We start from the raw sequence: 18,917 nt of genomic DNA on the forward strand, positions 1-18,917 counted from the left end.
CGGCTCTCTAAGTGCGCAAAAAACGAGCAAGTCTACACCCCTCGACGGGGCAGAACAAAACTCAGCAAAAACAACGCGGCGGCACACACCACAATCGATGGCCCCGCGGGTGTGTCTTTGAACCACGACAGCGCAAGGCCCCCACACACGGCCATCATGCCCAACACACTCGCCCCCAGGGCCATCTGCTCCGGAGAGCGGGCGTGTCGTTGAGCAGCAGCAGCCGGGATGATCAGCAGCGAAGTAATCAGCAACACGCCGACGATCTTCATGGCCACCGCAATCACAATCGCGATCAACAGCATCAGCGCCAAGCGAAGGGCCGCGACCGGCAGGCCCTCAACCGTCGCCAACTCTTCATGCACGGTAATGGCCAGCAATGGGCGCCACAGCGCCACCAACAATGCCAGAACCACCGCACTGCCACCGATGATCCACATCAAATCATTAGGGCTGATGGCTAAAAGATCGCCAAACAGGTACGCCATCAGGTCGATCCGCACTTCATGCATGAAGCTTAGTACGACCAGTCCGAGGGACAAGGTGCTGGGTGCGAGAATTCCGAGCAACGTGTCAGAAGCCAAAGGCTGGCGTTGTTGAAGGGTGACTAATATCACGGCCAGCAAAAGACAGCCAACGGTAACGGCGATGGTCGGACTTACATCCAGCAAAAAGCCCATCGCCACGCCAAGCAAAGCGGCGTGGGACAGTGTGTCGCCGAAATAAGCCATTCGTCGCCACACCACAAATGAGCCCAAAGGCCCCGCAACAATCGCTAAAGCCAAGCCTGCCAGCAGGGCGTACAACAGAAAATCAGCCATGCTTGCAGCCTTCTCCATGAACGTGGGCGGACGCCGCCGGCGCGTCTTCGCTGACCACAGCGCCATGCAAATCATGGGCGTGGTCGTGATGATGATGATAGATCGCCAGGCTTGGCGCATTTTTACCGAACAGCTCTACGAATGCCGGGTCATTGCTGACTTGCTCAGGATGACCCGAGCAGCACACGTGGCGGTTAAGGCACACCACCTGATCAGTGGTGCTCATCACCAGATGCAAGTCGTGAGAGACCATCAGCACGCCGCAGCCATGTCGGTCGCGAAGGCGGGTAATCAGGCTGTACAACTCGGCCTGACCCGCCACGTCCACCCCCTGAACGGGCTCGTCGAGTACCAGCAGTTCAGGCTTGCGCAGCAATGCACGCGCCAGCAACACGCGTTGCATTTCGCCACCCGAAACACTTTGCACCGGGCTGTCGATGACCTTCTCGGCGCCGACTTCTTTCAGCGCCGCCAACGCTTGGGCCCGATCAACCCCCGGCACCAAACGCAAAAAACGCAGCACCGACAAAGGCAGCGTCGGATCGACATGCAGTTTTTGCGGCATATACCCCACACGTAGCTTGGGCTTGCGCCATACGCTGCCGCTGGTCGGTTTCAGCAGGCCCAATACGGCTTTGACCAATGTGGTTTTGCCTGCACCATTAGGGCCGATCAAGGTCACGATCTGACCCGGCTCAACGCTTAACTCAATATTATCGAGTACGTTTTGCCCGGCGAAGGTCACACACACCTGTTGCAAATGAATCAATGCAGCGCTCATCAGGCCTCCCGGCAACCCGAACACAACCCCACCACTTCAACGGTTTGGGTTTCGACAGTAAAGCCGACATCTCGTGCGCTGTGGATGATTGCGTCGCTGATGGACTTTTGCTCAAGCTCGATGGCGGCGTGGCAGTTACGACAAATCAGGAACTGACCCTGATGCGCATGCTCTGGATGACTGCACCCCATAAAGGCGTTAAGCGAAGCAATACGGTGTACCAAGCCATTTTCCAGCAGGAAATCCAAAGCCCGATAAACCGTCGGAGGTGCTGCACGACGACCATCCTGCTCGCTCAGTACGGCCAGAATATCGTAGGCGCCCAACGGCTTGTGGCTTTGCCAGACCAGCTCCAGCACCCGACGACGCAAAGCGGTCAGACGCAGCCCTTTTTGAGCACACAAAGCATCTGCTTCAGACAGGGCGCTGTGCACACAATGGGAGTGATCATGGGGACGACTGGCAAGTGGGGTAGTAGGCATGGGCGGCGACGATTTCCGAGAGAGACGTTATTATGTTACCTGTTTAAACCACTCTGAGTGATCATCGTGCCCCGTCTTTTTGCGATTTTTATTGCTTTGTCCGCCAGTTTACTGGTGGTAAGCCCGGCTCAGGCCGAGGTAACCGTGCTCACCAGCATCAAGCCTTTGCAGCTGATTGCCACAGCGGTACAGGAGGGTGTGGGTAAACCTGAAGTGCTTCTGCCGCCTAATGCATCGCCGCATAACTACGCCCTGCGTCCATCCGACGTACGGCGCGTACAAAAGGCCGATTTGCTCTATTGGATCGGCCCGGACATGGAAGGGTTCCTGCCGCGCGTGATCAAAACGCGCACAAAACCCTCTGTATCCGTGCAAACCCTGCCAGAGCTCAAGCTGCGTCATTTTGCCGAAGATAGCCACTCTCACGCAGAAGATGCCGCCGAGCATGACCACGATCATCGTCCGGGCACTCTAGATGCGCACTTGTGGCTGGCACCTGACAATGCCCGAGTGATCGCAGCAAAGATGGCGGCCGATCTGAGCCAGCTAGATCCCGCCAACGCTGCCAAATATCAAAGCAACCTCAAGGTCTTCAATCAGCGTCTGGATGCTCTGGATGCGCGCCTCAGAACACGTTTGGCCGGGATTGCCGGCAAACCGTTTTTTGTCTTTCATGAAGGCTACGACTACTTCGAAAGCGCCTACGGCCTTCAACATGCAGGCACGTTTAGCGTGGCATCAGAAGTACAGCCGGGGGCACAGCACGTTGCGGCCATGCGCAAGCGATTGCAGGAAGCAGGCAAGACGTGTGTATTCAGTGACCCGCCATTGCGCCCACGTCTGGCTGAAACCTTGACCGCCGGCTTGCCGGTGAAGTTGGCGGAGCTGGATGCATTGGGTGGCTACACCGAGGCCACCGCACAAGGTTACGAGCAATTGCTGGAAAAACTGGGCAACGACTTGGCAGGCTGCCTGGAAAGCTTGTAATAAGTCCCGTAGCCGCTGTCGCAGACTTCGATGGGTTGCGCAGCGACCCCCGTTTCCGAATGCACAGCGAAGGGCCTGAGGCCCTTAACGCAGCCTGCGGCAGCGGCTAAACAGCCTAGGTTTACAGCGCGAACGGCAGTTGAATCTTGACTGCCTGATGCGCTGCCAAGCGTATTTCAAATTCTCGCGGATCATGAATCAGCACATCCTGACCGGCAAACGTATGCGCGGCGATCAGGCGTGACAGCCAGAAGCGGACGCAGGCAACACGCAACATGGTTGGCCACAGCTCGGCTTCGCTGGCGGTGAATGGGCGCAGTGCTGCATAAGCTCCCAGCAAGGCGCGAGCACGTGGCGCATCGATCTGGCCGTGTTCGTCGGCGCACCAATCATTCAACGCAATCGCGACGTCGTACAGCATCGGTCCGGAGCAGGCGTTGTAAAAGTCGATCAGGCCTGTGAGATGCGTCCCTTCGAACATCGCGTTATCGCGAAACAGGTCGCCGTGCAGGTTGGCACGGGGCAGGGCCATGATCTGTGCGTGGCGCGCCGTCATTTCATCCAGCGCCTTTTGCAGCAGCTCGGCGGCCGCGGGCTCCAGATCGGCTTTCAGCGCCGGGCCTTCGGTCAGCATCCAGTCCAGACCTCGATCCGTATTGCGCTCCAGCACATTGTCGCGAGTGGCCAGATGCAAATGCCCCAGCAGCTCGCCCACCTGCGCGCAATGCTGCGCATTGGCGTCACGAATGTGTTTGCCTGCCAGACGCGGTTGCAACAATGCCGGCTTGCCTTTGAGTTCGCGCAGGGCCTGACCGTCCACGGTGCGTAAAGCGAAAGGTACGGGCAAGTCAGCGTCATGCAGCACGTCCAGCAGCTCAATGAAGAACGGCATCTCTTTGACGGGCCCGCGCTCAACCAGTGTCAGAACATACTCACCCTGCTCAAGGCTGATGAAATAGTTGGTGTTTTCGCTACCTGCGGCAATCCCCTGGAAATCGAGCAGGCGGCCGAGATTGTAAGGCGCAAGGAAGGTTTCCAACTCAGGACGAGTCAGTGGCGTGAATACAGACATGATTTAGATTGCCAGTACGGGCGCCGCGTTAAGGCGGCGCCAATTAAAGTTAAGACGCTACTTCCATTCGAAAATTTTCCACGAAGGAATCAGCATATCCGGCTGGTCGGAACGGATGAAATTGGCATCAGTACCATCAGCACGCACTAAAAAGTACGGCGGCGCTCCTTTTGGGGTGACCTTGATGGCATAGAGGAAACCGTTTTGACGGTATTCCTGAATGGTTTTATCGCCTTCCGTGCGAATCGTGACTTCTGGATCATCGGCTGCAAAGGTTAACAGCGGAGCGAGTGCAAACAAACCGGTCAGCAACAGTCGATTAAGTGTACGCATGATAACCTTGTCCCTTTGTCGTCATTGGTCCGGACATTCTAGCGCCGGACTCGCCGAAAAGGTTGATCCTGCTCATGAGCCAAGCACCCCTCGTCCTGGTGGACGGTTCTTCATATCTCTACCGCGCTTTCCACGCACTGCCGCCGCTGACTACCTCCAAAGGTATGCCGACGGGTGCCGTGAAGGGCGTGTTGAACATGCTCAAAAGCCTGCGCAAACAGTATCCGGACAGCCCGTTTGCCGTGGTGTTCGATGCCAAGGGCGGGACATTTCGCGATGACATGTACGCCGAATATAAGGCTAATCGCCCAAGCATGCCTGATGACATGCGGGTTCAGATCGAGCCTTTACACGCCAGCGTGATCGCGCTGGGCTTCCCGTTGTTGTGCGTTGAAGGCGTTGAGGCTGATGACGTTATCGGCACACTCGCCCGCAGCAGCGCTGCCGCAGACCGCCCGGTGGTGATCTCGACCGGCGACAAGGACATGGCGCAACTGGTCGATGGCCACATTACGCTGGTCAATACCATGACCGGCAGCACCCTCGACGTTGAGGGCGTTAAAGAGAAATTTGGCGTCTCACCTGAGCAGATCATCGATTACCTCGCGTTGATGGGCGACTCGTCGGATAACATTCCGGGCGTCCCCGGCATTGGCCCAAAGACCGCTTCTGGCTTGCTGGTGGGCGTCGGTGGTGGCCTGGTCGACCTGTACGAAAAACTCGATATCGTGCCGACCTTGCCAATCCGCGGCGCTAAAAACCTGCCGGCCAAGCTCGAAGAACATCGTGAAATGGCCTTTCTGTCGTATCAACTGGCCACGATCAAAATCGATGTGCCACTGGATATCGGCCTGGAAGACTTGCACCTCAAAGAGCCCGACTGCGAAAAACTGATCGAGTTGTACACCGAACTGGAATTCAAAAGCTGGATCGCTGAAGTCGAGCGTGAGGCCAAGCGTGCCGGTCAGGTGATTGTTCATGAAGCGCCAGCGGTCTCGGCAGAGACGGAATCGCAGTACGAAACCATCCTTGATCAAGCGCGTTTTGAGGTTTGGCTCAAGAAACTCAGTGACGCGACGCTGATTGCTTTTGATACCGAAACCACCGGTCTGGATGCTCAACAAGCACAATTGGTTGGTCTGTCATTTGCCGTGAAGCCGGGTGAAGCGGCCTACATTCCGTTGACCCACTCGTATATGGGAGTGCCGGAACAACTGGATCGCGACACGGTACTGCGCGCACTCAAACCCATCCTGGAAGATCCGAGCAAAGCCAAGGTCGGTCAGCACGCCAAGTTCGACATCAATATTCTGGCCAACTGCGCCATTGGTGGTGATCAGGCCTGCGCAATCATGGTACAGGGCGTTGCCTTCGACACCATGCTCGAATCTTACGTACTCGACTCGACAGCCACGCGGCACGACATGGACAGCCTGGCGCTCAAATACCTGGGCCATGGCACCACCAGCTTTCAGGACATTGCCGGCAAGGGTGCCAAGCAACTGACCTTTGACCAGATTTCACTGGAGCAGGCCGGCCCGTACGCGGCTGAAGATGCCGATGTCACCCTGCGTCTGCACCACGTACTGCATGAAAAGTTGACGGCAATTCCAAGCCTTAACACGGTTTTGACCGATATCGAGATGCCGCTGGTGCCGGTACTGGCGCGTATCGAGCGTCAGGGCGCGCTGGTGGATGCCAACCTGCTGGGCATTCAGAGCGTTGAGCTGGGCGATAAGATGGTCGCACTGGAACGTGAGGCTTTTGCCATTGCCGGCGAAGAATTCAATCTCAGCTCACCCAAGCAATTGGGTGTGATCCTGTACGAGAAGTTGGGGCTGCCAATCCTCAGCAAGACAGCCAAAGGGCAACCGTCTACCGCTGAAGCGGTGCTCGCCGAATTGGCCGAGCAGGATTACCCGCTGCCCAAGGTGCTGATGCAGTACCGTTCGATGAGCAAGCTGAAAAGCACTTACACCGACCGATTGCCAGAGCAGATCAATCCGCGCACAGGCCGGATTCACACGTCTTACCATCAGGCAGTCACCGCGACAGGCCGCTTGTCCTCCAGCGATCCAAACTTGCAGAACATTCCGATTCGTACGGCGGAAGGGCGCCGGATTCGCCAGGCATTCATCGCCCCTAAAGGCTACAAATTGCTGGCGGCAGACTACTCGCAAATTGAACTGCGGATCATGGCGCATTTAGCCAAGGACCCCGGTTTACTGAACGCCTTCCGTAATAACCTGGACGTGCACAGTGCAACGGCCGCTGAGGTTTTCGGGGTTGAGCTGAACGAGGTCACCACTGATCAGCGCCGCAGCGCCAAGGCCATTAACTTTGGTTTGATCTATGGCATGAGCGCGTTTGGCCTGGCCAAGCAAATTGGCGTCGACCGTAAACAGTCACAAGCCTATATCGACCGTTATTTCGCTCGTTATCCGGGTGTACTGGACTACATGGAGCGCACGCGCACCCAAGCCGCCGAGCAGGGTTATGTCGAGACCATCTTTGGTCGTCGCTTGTACCTGCCGGACATCAACGCAAAAAACCCGGCGCTGCGCAAAGGTGCGGAACGAACCGCAATCAACGCTCCGATGCAGGGCACTGCGGCCGACATCATCAAGAAGGCCATGGTGTCTGTGGATAACTGGCTGACGGCCTCAGGCATTGATGCCCGCGTCATCTTGCAAGTACACGATGAACTGGTACTGGAAGTGCGCGAAGACCTGGTGGATCAGGTACGCGAAGAAGTGCGTAGCCACATGAGCAAAGCGGCAACACTGGACGTACCGCTGGTGGTTGAAGTGGGCGTGGGCAACAACTGGGATGAGGCGCACTAAGCCAAATTCAGTTTTGCGCTGACCTTGTTGATACTCTGTTGCCGCTCGATCGGCAACAGAGTATCCACTCACTATTCTTTAGGCTTTTTGAACACGTAAAACAGGTTCGGCTCACTCACTACATACACCGTCCCGTCCTCGTCCATCGCAACGCCTTCAGCCTGGGGCACTGATTTCTCCAAGCCATGCCTGCCTTTTTTCAGCGACAGCGTGCTGATCGGCCGCCCGTCCAGATTGAGCTCAAGTAACAACTTGGACTCATCTGATAACGCTAATAAATGGCCACTGCGCTCATCGAATTGCAAGCTCGACAGGTCCCGCACAAACAAACGGGCATCTCGTCGCGGGTTGCTCACCACATGGGTGGCATAAGGTTGTTGAGGGTTGTCATGGGGGAAGCCACGCACTTCGTATATCAGCATCGGGTCGCGCTCTTTGGCCACGAATAAACGCTTGCCCGCTGAGTCATACGCCAACCCCTCAAAGCCTTTGTTCCCCGACTGGTTGATCCCCAGTGTCAATTGTTCGGCTTGACCGGCATTAAGCTCACGTGTGGTGTCATCAATGGTCACTTTGATCAGCCGCTGTTGACGTTCGTCAGTAATGACATAGGTGTTGGGGCCAATAAACTCCACCGCCTCAGCATCACCAAAACCAACCAATGCGATACGGCGTAAAATCCGGCCATCCAGGGCCAACTCCACCAGTTCACTTTTCTGGTTGGTGACCGTAAACAAGCTTTTGCGCAGCGGGTCGTAAGTCAAAGCGGACACATCGTCTTCAAGGCCGTCAATTTTCTTGCCTTGCAAGACGGCACGATACTGACCCAAGTTGATCGCCGCAGGATCAGTGGGCTGCCACAGCAGACTGATTTGAAACCACGTGCGCTCGAATAGACGAAAATGTTGTGCAACAGAGCCAGCAACCAGGATGGCCACCAGCATTAAACAAATAACCAGAGGACGTGTACGGCGCATGGGGTCGAACTCTTAATCAGATCAGAGACGATAAATATCACGATAGCCTGAATTCAACCTTAACCGTTTAAACCCACCTGTATCTCCCAGTTACTTGGCCTTCTTCTCGAAGCGATAAAACAGGTTGGGCTCACTCACCATATACAAGGTGCCGTGCTCATCAATCGCCACACCTTCTGAACGCGGGATAGTGTCTTTCAAACCATTGAAACCGCGCAGCAACGTCATGAAACTCACCTGCTCACCCAGCTCATCAAGCTCAAGCAACATATGAGAGTCCGCCGACAACACCAGCAAGTGGCCGGTTCTCGGGTCAACGCTCAACGCTGAAAGATTGCGTAGGTCCAGTTCATCGCTGGGCAATTTCTGCTTCTCTCCGGTGAGCACCTGACTGCCATTGCTTTTCCACACAAACAATTGGGGCGGTCGCTCTTCACCGAGGATTAACTGCTGGCGTCGCGGGTCCCAGGCAATGGCCTCAAAGGCTTTGTTCTGGTTTTTCGAAGGGCCTAAATCGTACTTTGGGAAATCAGCAATATTCAACGTCTTGGTGTTTGCATCGACGTTGACGATGCTCAGCATGTGATCACGCTCATCGACAATGGCCAGCAGACCGTTTTCCATGACCGTTAAGCCTTCAGGGTTACTCCAGCCCACTAAAGGCATTTTACGAAGTACCTCACCCTCAAGGCTCAACTCCACCAGAAACGGGTTTTTACCCATGACTGAAAACAGGGTTTTAGTCAGCGGGTTATAAGCCAGATCAGACGCCTCGTCTTTTTCCATGCCCGGCAACGTTTTGGCATCAATCACCGTGACATAGTCAGGCAACCACACGCTTTCTTTTTGCTCAGACGTGCTTTCAAAGCGCTCAAGTACCCACAACGCTCCACGGTCATCCCAGTGCATGATGAACGCGACCCCATAGACCACTGCACCCAGCAAAAAAAACCAGTGATACCAACGCAGGTTAGGGCGCATGGATCGGCGCACGGGAGGGGTTTGCTGTGGGTTTACTGCCATTTGAATGATCATCCGGGAAATGAGACAACTACTGAGTACTCATAGCGAGCTGGACTGCCTCGCGCACGTATTATGCCAATCAAGATGTGAAATAAATCGTAAAAATCCAACGTTCAAAGCCCAAGCCGCAATTGAAGGCGACCTGAGGCAAGACTGGCAAAACGCATCGACTGCTCAGTTTAAGACGGCACTGTACTTCTATCTGGCACACATATCGCCTCTAGATATATATAGTTTTTTGGTTAACTCTCTCTACCTAAAAATCTTAAAGCACTAACCCAGTAGGAATCGTCTGAATCAAGCGACGACATTTATATTCAGACCCTCCCGGCTTGACACTCATGCGAAGAGCCTCTTATCTAATAAGCACAACTGGCCAAACCGTATAAAGAAATTTAAAACATCACTTAAGAGATGCTCGCCCGGCATTTGATCTAAATGACTCGGCCGGGCGACACCAGCCTTCTTCACATCGTGTGAAACCTGTACAGACGCGGCCCGTTACCCATCAGCACGACAGGAACTCTAATCAATGCCCTTCACATCCCATGTTAATAAGTTAGCGGCACCGACTCTTTCCAATACTGGAAAACACACTATTTGTGCACGCGCGGCCGAACAATTATTTATTCATATAGCACCGTATATAAATATGGAGGAGGGTGATTTAATCGAACTCTTCTGGGACGGCTGTTATGTTACATCGCAACAAATTTCCAAGGCCGATATTGGTCAGCCTGTGGCCCTTAGAGTGCCCGAAAGTTTTATTCAAAACGGTACAGCACGACTTTATTATCGCGTCATGCATATAGGCAGTAGCCCGGCTCTTTCTGCACAACTTAAAGTCCTGATCAAGCTGGATTGTCCCGGCGGGCATGCCATCGGCGAAGAAAACCAGGGTCTGGCGCCTTTAATGATCCCGGAACCCATTCAGCGCTATGGGGTAAACCCCAGTCAGATGAAACGCGGGGTACCCGTTAGCATCGAGCCCTATCGCAACATGGCCGTTGACGATGAAATCACCCTGCTTTGGGGGGATGTGCGAATGGACCTGCCCAAGCTGCGCAAGGCCGATGTTGACCAGCCCATCAGCGTATTCGTGCCACCCCAGATCATTCAAGAAGCCGGGGAAGACCCAAAACTGGAAGTCACTTATTGTGTGATTGACCGCGTGGGCAATAACTCTCGCTGGGCTCCCGCCCGAACGCTCAAAATCGGTGCCAATAAATACTACGTGAACCCTGCACCGCGCGAAGTGCTGCAGGCAGCAGAGCCGCGACCCAATTGGCGCAGTTAGGGCGACAGCTAATCATCTATGCATATTCCTAAAAGTTAGTTCTTTTAATTTTTATAATCACTTAGGGTATATACACCGGGCCACCGGACTCTCTTGCTTTGTATCCGCGCCGCGCAAGCGGCGCTCCAGTAAAACGTGAGGTAGGTATGGCCCGTAAAACAATCACCCTTGTGCATAACGCCAGGGCATTGAGTGCAGCCAAGGAGCAGTACTAATGTCTAACTTGGCCGATGCACATCTGCAAAGCGACCTGGATGTCGCCCCCTTGTTGCTCGAAGCGCATCACCTGCGCACGGACAACGACGCCCTTCAAGCGGCTCATGATCTGGCAAACGCTGCACGGGAACACGCAGCTAAGCGAGACCAGCAGCGAAAGCTACCGTGGTCTCTGATCGAACAATTCACCCGCTGCGGCTTGGGCAGTATTTCCATCCCCCGCGAATTTGGTGGACTAGAGGTCTCGTTCGTCACCTTGGCCGAAGTCTTTGCCATCATCTCGGCTGCCGACCCGGCGCTGGGGCAAATTCCTCAAAATCAGGTGGGTATCCTCAATCTGATTGCCAGCACCGCCACGCATACGCAAAAAGAACAGCTATTCAGCCACGTTCTCAGCGGCTGGCGAATTGCCAATGCAGGGCCGGAGCGAGGCAGCAAAAACACCCTCGATTTAAAAGCACGCATCACCGCCGATGGCGATGATTTCGTGATCAATGGCCAGAAGTTTTACTCAACGGGCTCACTGTTCGCCCACTGGATAGCCGTCAAAGCGCTCAATGATGACGGCAAGCAAGTAATGGCCTTTGTTCGTCGCGGCACACGGGGCCTGCGCGTGGTTGATGACTGGTCCGGTTTTGGCCAGCGCACCACCGCCAGCGGCACCGTGCTCCTCAACAACGTACGGGTCGATGCTGAGCTGGTCATTGATAACTGGCGACTGAACGAAACCCCAAATATTCAAGGTGCCGTCTCGCAATTGATTCAGGCGGCCATAGACCTTGGCATCGCTCGCGGCGCCATCGATGACACGGTGAGCTTTGTGCGCGAGCGTTCCCGTCCCTGGATCGATGCTAACGTCGAACGCAACAGCGATGACCCTTATGTCATTGCCGACATCGGCAAGTTGAAGATTGAGCTTCACGCCGCCCAAGCGCTGCTGCACAAAGCAGGGCGCGTGCTCGATCAGGTCAGTGCAGCCCCGATTGATGCGCAGGCTGCCGCTCGCGCCTCGATTGCCGTCGCCGAAGCCAAAGTGCTGAGCACTGAAGTGTCGTTGCTGGCCAGTGAAAAGCTTTTCGAGCTGGCCGGAAGCCGCGCCAGCCTTGCCGAATTCAACTTGGACAGGCACTGGCGCAATGCCCGGGTTCACACCCTCCACGATCCGGTGCGCTGGAAGTATCACGCCATAGGCGCCTATCGCCTCAACGGTACGTTGCCTGCCCGGCATTCCTGGATCTGAACTCGGAGCCTATCCTCATGACACTGATATCCAAACAGGTTCCCGTCATCCGTAGCGATGCCGAGGCCCTTAATGTAGCCCGTGAGCTAGCGGCCCATTTCAAACGCGAAAGCGTTGTTCGTGATCGCGAGCGGCGCCTGCCCCATGATGAACTTGAACTCTTTTCCCGCACCGGCCTGTGGGGCATTACGGTGCCCAAGGCCTACGGTGGCGCGGGCGTTTCCAATGTCACACTGGCGCAGGTCGTGGCGCTGATCGCCGCAGCAGATGCCTCTTTGGGGCAAATCCCACAAAATCATTTTTATGCACTCGAAGTCCTTCGGGTCAACGGCTCAGAAACGCAAAAACAACGCCTTTACGCGGAGGTATTGGCTGGCCAACGCTTCGGCAACGCCCTGGCAGAGCTGGGGACTAAAACTGCGCACGAGCGCACCACTCATCTGGTCAACGCTGAAACCGGTTACCGCATCAATGGCAGGAAGTTCTACGCCACCGGGGCGCTCTATGCGCACCGCATCCCGACCTCAGTCGTGGATGACCACGGCGTTCACCTGCTGGCCTTTGTAAGGCGCGACAACGAAGGGTTGAACGTCATCGATGACTGGAGCGGATTTGGTCAACGCACCACGGGCAGCGGCTCAGTGGTGTTCGACAACGTGTTTGTGGCTCGTGAAGACGTGATCCCTTTTCAGACTGCTTTCGAACGCCCGACGCCCGTCGGCCCGCTCGCCCAGATTCTGCACGCGGCCATCGATACCGGAATTGCGCGTGCGGCTTTTGAAGATTCGCTGCACTTTGTCCGCACTAAAACCCGGCCATGGATCGACGCCACAACCGACATCGCCAGCGAAGATCCCCTGACCCTTAAAAGTTTCGGCCATTTGAGCGTGCGTCTACACGCAGCAGAAGCGCTGCTGGAGCGTGCAGGCGAATACCTCGACACGGCGCAGGCCAACCCCACCGCCGAGACCGTGGCCGAAGCGTCCATCGCCGTCGCCGAAGTGCGTGCCCTGAGCACCGAAATATCTCTGGCAGCCGGTAGCACACTCTTTGAACTGGCCGGCAGCCAAGCGACTCTCGCCGAATACGGCCTTGATCGTCACTGGCGCAACGCACGTGTGCACACCCTGCATGACCCTGTGCGCTGGAAGTACCACGCTGTGGGTAATTTCTACCTCAATGGCGAAAATCCACCGCTGCGGGGGACGATCTGATGAGCAAAAAGAAAATTTTGATCAACGCCTTCAACATGAACTGCATTGGTCATATCAACCACGGCATGTGGACTCATCCTAAGGACACGTCCACGCAATTCAACACGCTGGAATACTGGACCGAGCTGGCGCAGCTACTGGAACGCGGACTCTTTGATGGGCTCTTTATTGCCGACATCGTGGGCGTGTATGACGTTTATCAACAATCGGTTGATGTTCCGCTCAAAGAGTCCATTCAGTTGCCGGTCAACGATCCGCTGTTGCTGGTGTCGGCCATGGCGGCCGTCACCAAAAACCTAGGCTTTGGCCTGACGGCTAACTTGACCTACGAACCCCCCTATTTATTTGCACGCCGCATGTCGACCCTTGACCACCTAAGCCGGGGCCGGGTGGGCTGGAACATCGTCACCGGCTATCTGGACAGCGCCGCCAAGGCCATGGGCCTGACTGAGCAAGTCGAACACGACAGGCGCTACGACCAGGCCGATGAATACCTCGAGGTGCTCTACAAACTGTGGGAAGGGAGCTGGGAAAACGACGCGGTTCTTAATGATCCGGTACAACGCATCTACGCCCAACCCGACAAAGTGCACAAGGTCAAACACGCGGGTGAGTTCTACCAGGTTGAGGGGTATCACTTGTGCGAGCCATCACCTCAACGCACACCCGTATTGTTTCAAGCCGGCAGTTCAGAGCGCGGCCTGACGTTTGCCGGACGTCATGCCGAATGTGTGTTTATCAGCGGGCAAACCAAGGCGGCCACCAAAGCACAGGTCGATAACGTACGCGCCAGCGCTGTTGCGGCGGGCCGTAACCCGGATGACATCAAAGTGTTTATGGGCCTTAACGTCATCGTTGCCCCCACCGAAAGAGAAGCCTTGGCCAAGCGCGATGAATATTTGAGCTACGCCAGCGCCGAAGCCGGTGTGGCGCACTTTTCCAGCTCCACCGGCATCGACTTTGCCGACTATGAGCTGGATGAGCCAATTCAGTACGTGAAAAACAATGCCATTCAGTCGGCGACCAAAATGCTGCAAAACAACGACTGGACGCGCCGCAACTTGTTAGAGCAACACGCACTCGGCGGGCGTTACATGACCCTGGTGGGTTCCCCGGAGCAGGTCGCTGACGAACTGGAATCATGGATTTCGGAAACCGGCCTCGATGGCTTCAATTTGACCCGCATCGTCACGCCACAAAGTTACATCGACTTTATCGACCTGGTGGTGCCTGAGTTGCAACGCCGGGGGTCCTACAAAACGGCGTACGACACCGGCAGTCTGCGGCAAAAGCTGTTTGTTGAGGGCGACGCACACTTGCCCGAGCGGCATACCGGCGCCGCATTCAGACACCACGCGTAATTCGTTTTAGCATTGACTGGAATCCAACCATGAATAAAAAGTACCTCACCCACCCAGTCAAAGCACTGGTTGTGGCACTCGGCTTGTTTAGCGGTCTGGCTTTCGCCGATACGGCGCCGCTCAAGGTAGGCACCACGGCGGCCTTTGCCATCCCGCTGGAAACAGCAGTGGCCGAAGCCGATAAACAAGGCCTGAAGGTCGAGCTGGTGGAATTCACCGACTGGATCGCCCCCAACGTCAGCCTCGCCAGTGGCGATATAGACGTGAACTATTTCCAGCACATTCCGTTTCTGGAAAATGCCAACGCAGCCGCTGGCTTTAATCTGGTGCCCTACGCAAAAGGCGTGATCAACAACGTGGGTTTGTATTCAAAAAAATACAAAAGCATTGATGCTTTACCACAAGGCGCCACTGTCGCCATTGCTAACGATCCGATCAACAGTGGCCGCGGTTTGCAGCTGCTGGCCAAGGCCGGGCTGATTACCCTCAAGCCCGGTGTCGGCTATAAAGCCACTGAAGAAGACATCATCGCCAACCCGAAGAAGCTCAATATCCTCCAGGTGGAAGCCGTACAGCTGGTTCGTGCGTATGACGATGCCGATCTGGTACAGGGTTATCCGGCCTATATTCGCCTGTCCAAAACCTTTGATGCCGAGTCCGCTTTGTTGTTCGATGGCATCGATCATCCTGAATACGTGATTCAGTTTGTGATCCAGCCACAAAACAAAGACGACCCGCGTTTGGCCAAGTTCATCGATATTTATCAGCACTCGCCCGTCGTCAAAGCCTCGCTGGATAAAACCTACGGCACCCTGTACCAAGCCGGTTGGGGAGGTTAACCATGAGTGTGGCTATTGCTCGCGAGCGGCTCGAACCGGTGCCAGCCGATGCGAACCCCACCGAGTTGCACCCGCAACTGAGTAGCGCGCACGTGCGCTTTATTAACGTGGGCAAAATCTATGAAGGTCGGCAAGGGCCGGTCAACGCCCTCAAAGGCATTGACCTGACCATTGCGCGCGGCGAAATCTTCGGGATTATTGGCCGTAGCGGGGCGGGTAAATCCTCGTTAATCCGCACCATCAACCGCCTTGAACAGCCCAGCAGCGGCCGGGTGCTGATTGATCAGATCGACATCAGCGACTTCGATGAGAACACGTTGGTCGCCTTGCGCCGTCAGACCGGCATGATCTTTCAGCACTTCAACCTGATGTCAGCCAAAACGGTGTGGCAGAACGTTGAATTACCGCTCAAGGTGGCGGGCGTGCCCAAACTTCAGCGCGAACAGAAAGTGCGCGAACTGCTCGAACTGGTGGGGTTACAGGGCAAACACACGGCCTATCCGGCGCAGTTGTCTGGAGGGCAAAAACAGCGCGTCGGCATTGCAAGGGCTCTGGTACATGACCCGTCGATTTTGCTCTGTGATGAGGCCACCTCGGCCCTCGACCCGGAAACTACCCAGTCGATTCTCGGCCTGCTGCGTGAGATCAATCAGCGGCTGGGCCTGACCATCATTTTGATCACCCATGAGATGGCGGTCATTCGCGATATTTGCCACCGCGTGGTGGTACTCGAACAGGGACAGATCGTAGAGCAAGGTCCTGTGTGGCAGGTGTTTGGAGACCCACAGCACGCGGTCAGCAAAACCCTGCTCGCACCATTGCAAGACAGCCTGCCCGAAGCGTTGCATGGGCGCATTACAGCACAGCCGATTTCGGCAAAGTCGCCTGTGATATTGCGCCTTCGCTTTACCGGCAACCAAGTCCAGGAGCCTGATTTAGGGGCGTTGTTCAGCGCACTTGGCGGGCAGGTTCGTCTGCTGCACGGTGGCGTTGAACACATTCAGGGGCATGCGCTGGGCCAGCTGTTGCTCAGTGTGAGCAGCACAGCCTTGAGCGCAGTCCAGTTACGCCAGCGCGCCGAGCACTGGGCACAACACGTCGAGGTGGTGGGTTATGGGGTTTGATCGTTTATGGCAAGGGGTGATCGACACGTTTCTGATGGTCGGGGTGTCGTCGCTGATTGCATTGGTTCTGGGCATTCCACTGGCGGTGATCCTGGTCACCAGTGACAAGGGAGGCATTTACCAGGCACCCGCGCTGAACAAAGCACTGGGCGCCTTTGTGAATTTATTTCGCTCAATTCCTTTTCTGATTCTGATGGTGGCGTTGATCCCTTTCACTCGCTTGATTGTCGGTACAACCTATGGCGTTTGGGCGGCCGTTGTTCCCCTGACCATCGCCGCAACACCGTTCTTCGCACGCATCGCCGAAGTCAGTCTGCGCGAAGTGGACCATGGCTTGATCGAAGCCGCACAGGCCATGGGCTGCAAACGCCATCACATCATCTGGCATGTGCTGTTGCCTGAAGCGTTGCCGGGCATCGTCGGTGGCTTCACTATCACGTTGGTGACGATGATCAACTCATCAGCCATGGCTGGAGCGATTGGTGCCGGAGGCCTGGGCGACATTGCCTATCGCTACGGTTATCAACGTTTTGACACGCAAGTGATGCTCACCGTGATCGTTCTGCTGGTGGTGCTGGTCGCCGTGATTCAGCTCGGCGGCGACCGTTTAGCCCGGGTACTCAACAAGCGCTGACGTATCAGTACCAGCGCGCTTCGCCTGGCGGACGCTTTTTGAAGCGCTTCATGCTCCACATGTACTGGCTCGGATAGGCCCGCACATATTTCTCCACCACTTTGCTCATCGCTGCGCAGGCGGTTGCCGTGTCGGTGCTGTACATCTCTTCGGGTGCCGCTTCAAGAATCACTTTGAAACCGGAGCCGTCGGGCAGGCGTAAGGCATGCAGGAAAACGCCTACGGCTTTACCGCCTGCCAGCATGTTTGGCACAAATTTGCTGGTGAGCGCCATGGTGCCCAGAAAGGGCACAAAAATACCGGCCGACTCTGCGGGTTCAGGGTCTGCCGGTATGCCCACCTGGCCCCCTTTGCGCACCTCTTTGATGACACTCAAGATGCCTTCTTTGGTAGACGCTGCGACACGGTTACCTAACTGAACGCGCTGCTTTTGAAGCAGTTCGTCTACAGCCTTGAGCTTGGGCGGGCGGTAAAAGATGATTGGCTTGCACTGGCTGCAATAAAAGTGATTAAGCACTTCCCAGTTGCCCAAATGACTGGTGATTCCCACCACGCCCTTGCCCGAGGCCAGTGCCTCTTTGAGAACATCGAGGCCTTCGACCTCGCGCACCAGGTCAATTGAACGCTGAGCCGGCCAGATCCATGCGCACGCGCTCTCGGTCAGGCTTTTACCGATGTCTTTAAGACTTTGTCCTACCAGTTGCTCACGGGCGACTGGGTCCATTTCCGGAAAGCATTTAGCCAGATTGATGCGCACCACCTCGCGTGAGCGATTGGGCAGCTTCCACATCAGCCAGCCGATGGCTGAGCCGACACGTTGCACGGCGCCCCAAGGCAGCATGGCAAACAATCGTAAAGCCCCGACCAGCAGGGCGCCTTTAAACTTTTCCACAGACAGATCTCTCACAAGTAACGTCATTGTGTAGCCGCTGCCGCAGGCTGCAATAAGGGCCGCAGGACCTTCGCTTTAATTTAAATAAGCGGGGTCGCTACGCAACCCATCGCAGCCTGCGGCAGCGGCTACAAAATTTCGGGTCAGCACATTTCCCGCATTCTACCCGCCTTTGGACAGCTCAGCGTAGCGGTCGCATGTGGTGGCGTGGTCCATGACCATGCCGCTGGCTTGCATAAAGGCATAACAAATAGTCGGCCCGACGAACGTGAATCCGGCTTTTTTAAGCGCTTTGCTCATGGCCTCAGCCTCGGGCGTCACTGCCGGGAACTCTTCACGTTCGGTGAAGTGATTGATCTTGGGTGTCCCGCCCACGAATGACCACAGAAACGCCACCGGATCTTCCAGCGCCAGCCAGACTTGGGCATTGCGGCGGGCTCCGGTTACTTTGAGACGGTTGCGAATGATCCCCGGATCCTGCAGCAACACCTCAATTTCGGCATCGCTCATGACTGCCAGGCGCTGCACATCAAAGCCGAACATGACCTTGCGATAGTGCTCACGTTTCTTTAAAACCGTGATCCATGACAGACCCGCCTGGAACCCTTCGAGCAATAACAACTCGAACAACCCATGCGCATCGCGCAGCGGCACGCCCCACTCTTGATCATGATAGGCCACATACAAGGGGTCATCCGAACACCAGAAACAACGTGCCATAAAGGCTCCAAGAGGTGGAGGCGCGACCGAATCGGGTATACTCCCGCTCTTTAAATCGCAG

The 18,917-nt window shown here is 55.8% G+C and carries 18 protein-coding genes; 9 read left to right on the top strand and 9 right to left on the bottom strand.

Annotated elements, in window-relative coordinates:
- Positions 1–32: 32 nt before the first annotated feature.
- Genes znuB through ACI7MX_RS06215 form a run of 3 tightly spaced genes read right to left on the bottom strand, consistent with a single transcriptional unit; the run spans position 33 to position 2,084 of the window.
- A complete protein-coding gene (gene znuB, locus ACI7MX_RS06205; protein ID WP_314487991.1) occupies positions 33–821 on the bottom strand; it encodes a zinc ABC transporter permease subunit ZnuB in 789 nt (262 codons plus the stop codon).
- Positions 814–1,602 (bottom strand): zinc ABC transporter ATP-binding protein ZnuC, encoded by a 789-nt coding sequence (gene znuC / locus ACI7MX_RS06210; RefSeq protein WP_314487988.1) that lies wholly within the window; start codon positions 1,600–1,602, stop codon positions 814–816. The genes znuB and znuC overlap by 8 nt, the downstream gene beginning before the upstream one ends.
- The gene (locus ACI7MX_RS06215; RefSeq protein WP_122783479.1) at positions 1,602–2,084 is read right to left on the bottom strand and encodes a Fur family transcriptional regulator; all 483 of its coding nucleotides are present in this window, start codon (positions 2,082–2,084) and stop codon (positions 1,602–1,604) included. The genes znuC and ACI7MX_RS06215 overlap by 1 nt, the downstream gene beginning before the upstream one ends.
- Before the next feature lie 66 nt (positions 2,085–2,150).
- Between ACI7MX_RS06215 and znuA the strand changes: the two genes are divergently transcribed.
- On the top strand, positions 2,151–3,071 hold the full coding sequence (gene znuA / locus ACI7MX_RS06220) for a zinc ABC transporter substrate-binding protein ZnuA (RefSeq protein ID WP_405584061.1): 921 nt from the start codon (positions 2,151–2,153) through the stop codon (positions 3,069–3,071).
- A gap of 121 nt (positions 3,072–3,192) precedes the next feature.
- Here znuA and ACI7MX_RS06225 read toward each other — a convergent pair whose 3' ends face one another.
- Together ACI7MX_RS06225 and ACI7MX_RS06230 are read right to left on the bottom strand one after the other, a co-directional pair.
- A complete protein-coding gene (locus tag ACI7MX_RS06225; protein ID WP_405584058.1) occupies positions 3,193–4,143 on the bottom strand; it encodes a homoserine kinase in 951 nt (316 codons plus the stop codon).
- A gap of 57 nt (positions 4,144–4,200) precedes the next feature.
- Positions 4,201–4,476: a DUF2782 domain-containing protein gene (locus ACI7MX_RS06230; protein WP_314487978.1), complete on the bottom strand. Its 276-nt coding sequence runs from the start codon at positions 4,474–4,476 to the stop codon at positions 4,201–4,203.
- 74 nt (positions 4,477–4,550) lie between these two features.
- Between ACI7MX_RS06230 and polA the strand changes: the two genes are divergently transcribed.
- Entirely contained in the window at positions 4,551–7,319 is a 2,769-nt protein-coding gene (polA, locus tag ACI7MX_RS06235) for a DNA polymerase I (protein WP_405584055.1), read from the top strand.
- Between the two features lie 71 nt (positions 7,320–7,390).
- Here polA and ACI7MX_RS06240 read toward each other — a convergent pair whose 3' ends face one another.
- Positions 7,391–8,296 (bottom strand): SdiA-regulated domain-containing protein, encoded by a 906-nt coding sequence (locus tag ACI7MX_RS06240; protein ID WP_405584052.1) that lies wholly within the window; start codon positions 8,294–8,296, stop codon positions 7,391–7,393.
- Between the two features lie 90 nt (positions 8,297–8,386).
- Positions 8,387–9,319: an SdiA-regulated domain-containing protein gene (locus ACI7MX_RS06245; RefSeq protein WP_314487969.1), complete on the bottom strand. Its 933-nt coding sequence runs from the start codon at positions 9,317–9,319 to the stop codon at positions 8,387–8,389.
- A gap of 532 nt (positions 9,320–9,851) precedes the next feature.
- Here ACI7MX_RS06245 and ACI7MX_RS06250 point away from each other — a divergent pair.
- The 7 genes from ACI7MX_RS06250 to ACI7MX_RS06280 all read left to right on the top strand — a co-directional run bounded on the left by ACI7MX_RS06250 (position 9,852) and on the right by ACI7MX_RS06280 (position 17,244).
- Positions 9,852–10,616, top strand: a complete 765-nt coding sequence (locus ACI7MX_RS06250; protein WP_314487966.1) for a hypothetical protein — start codon at positions 9,852–9,854, stop codon at positions 10,614–10,616.
- Positions 10,617–10,830: 214 nt separating this feature from the next.
- The gene (locus ACI7MX_RS06255) at positions 10,831–12,072 is read left to right on the top strand and encodes an SfnB family sulfur acquisition oxidoreductase (RefSeq protein ID WP_405584049.1); all 1,242 of its coding nucleotides are present in this window, start codon (positions 10,831–10,833) and stop codon (positions 12,070–12,072) included.
- Positions 12,073–12,089: 17 nt separating this feature from the next.
- Complete coding sequence (locus ACI7MX_RS06260; protein ID WP_405584046.1) at positions 12,090–13,286, top strand: SfnB family sulfur acquisition oxidoreductase; 1,197 nt, start codon at positions 12,090–12,092, stop codon at positions 13,284–13,286.
- A complete protein-coding gene (locus tag ACI7MX_RS06265; protein ID WP_405584044.1) occupies positions 13,286–14,647 on the top strand; it encodes an LLM class flavin-dependent oxidoreductase in 1,362 nt (453 codons plus the stop codon). Before ACI7MX_RS06260 ends, ACI7MX_RS06265 begins: the two co-directional genes overlap by 1 nt.
- A 29-nt stretch (positions 14,648–14,676) precedes the next feature.
- Entirely contained in the window at positions 14,677–15,486 is an 810-nt protein-coding gene (locus ACI7MX_RS06270; RefSeq protein ID WP_314487955.1) for a MetQ/NlpA family ABC transporter substrate-binding protein, read from the top strand.
- 2 nt (positions 15,487–15,488) lie between these two features.
- Positions 15,489–16,610 carry a methionine ABC transporter ATP-binding protein gene (locus ACI7MX_RS06275; protein ID WP_405584040.1) on the top strand — a complete coding sequence of 374 codons (1,122 nt, stop codon included), beginning with the start codon at positions 15,489–15,491 and terminating at the stop codon, positions 16,608–16,610.
- Entirely contained in the window at positions 16,600–17,244 is a 645-nt protein-coding gene (locus tag ACI7MX_RS06280; RefSeq protein WP_314487949.1) for a methionine ABC transporter permease, read from the top strand. Before ACI7MX_RS06275 ends, ACI7MX_RS06280 begins: the two co-directional genes overlap by 11 nt.
- 4 nt (positions 17,245–17,248) lie before the next feature.
- Here ACI7MX_RS06280 and ACI7MX_RS06285 read toward each other — a convergent pair whose 3' ends face one another.
- A complete protein-coding gene (locus ACI7MX_RS06285) occupies positions 17,249–18,136 on the bottom strand; it encodes a lysophospholipid acyltransferase (RefSeq protein WP_122783491.1) in 888 nt (295 codons plus the stop codon).
- A gap of 162 nt (positions 18,137–18,298) precedes the next feature.
- On the bottom strand, positions 18,299–18,856 hold the full coding sequence (locus tag ACI7MX_RS06290) for a DNA-3-methyladenine glycosylase I (protein WP_314487944.1): 558 nt from the start codon (positions 18,854–18,856) through the stop codon (positions 18,299–18,301).
- Positions 18,857–18,917: the final 61 nt, after the last annotated feature.

The organism is Pseudomonas sp. 2024-210, assembly GCF_045062345.1.
In the GTDB taxonomy this organism is placed as follows: Bacteria; Pseudomonadota; Gammaproteobacteria; order Pseudomonadales; family Pseudomonadaceae; genus Aquipseudomonas.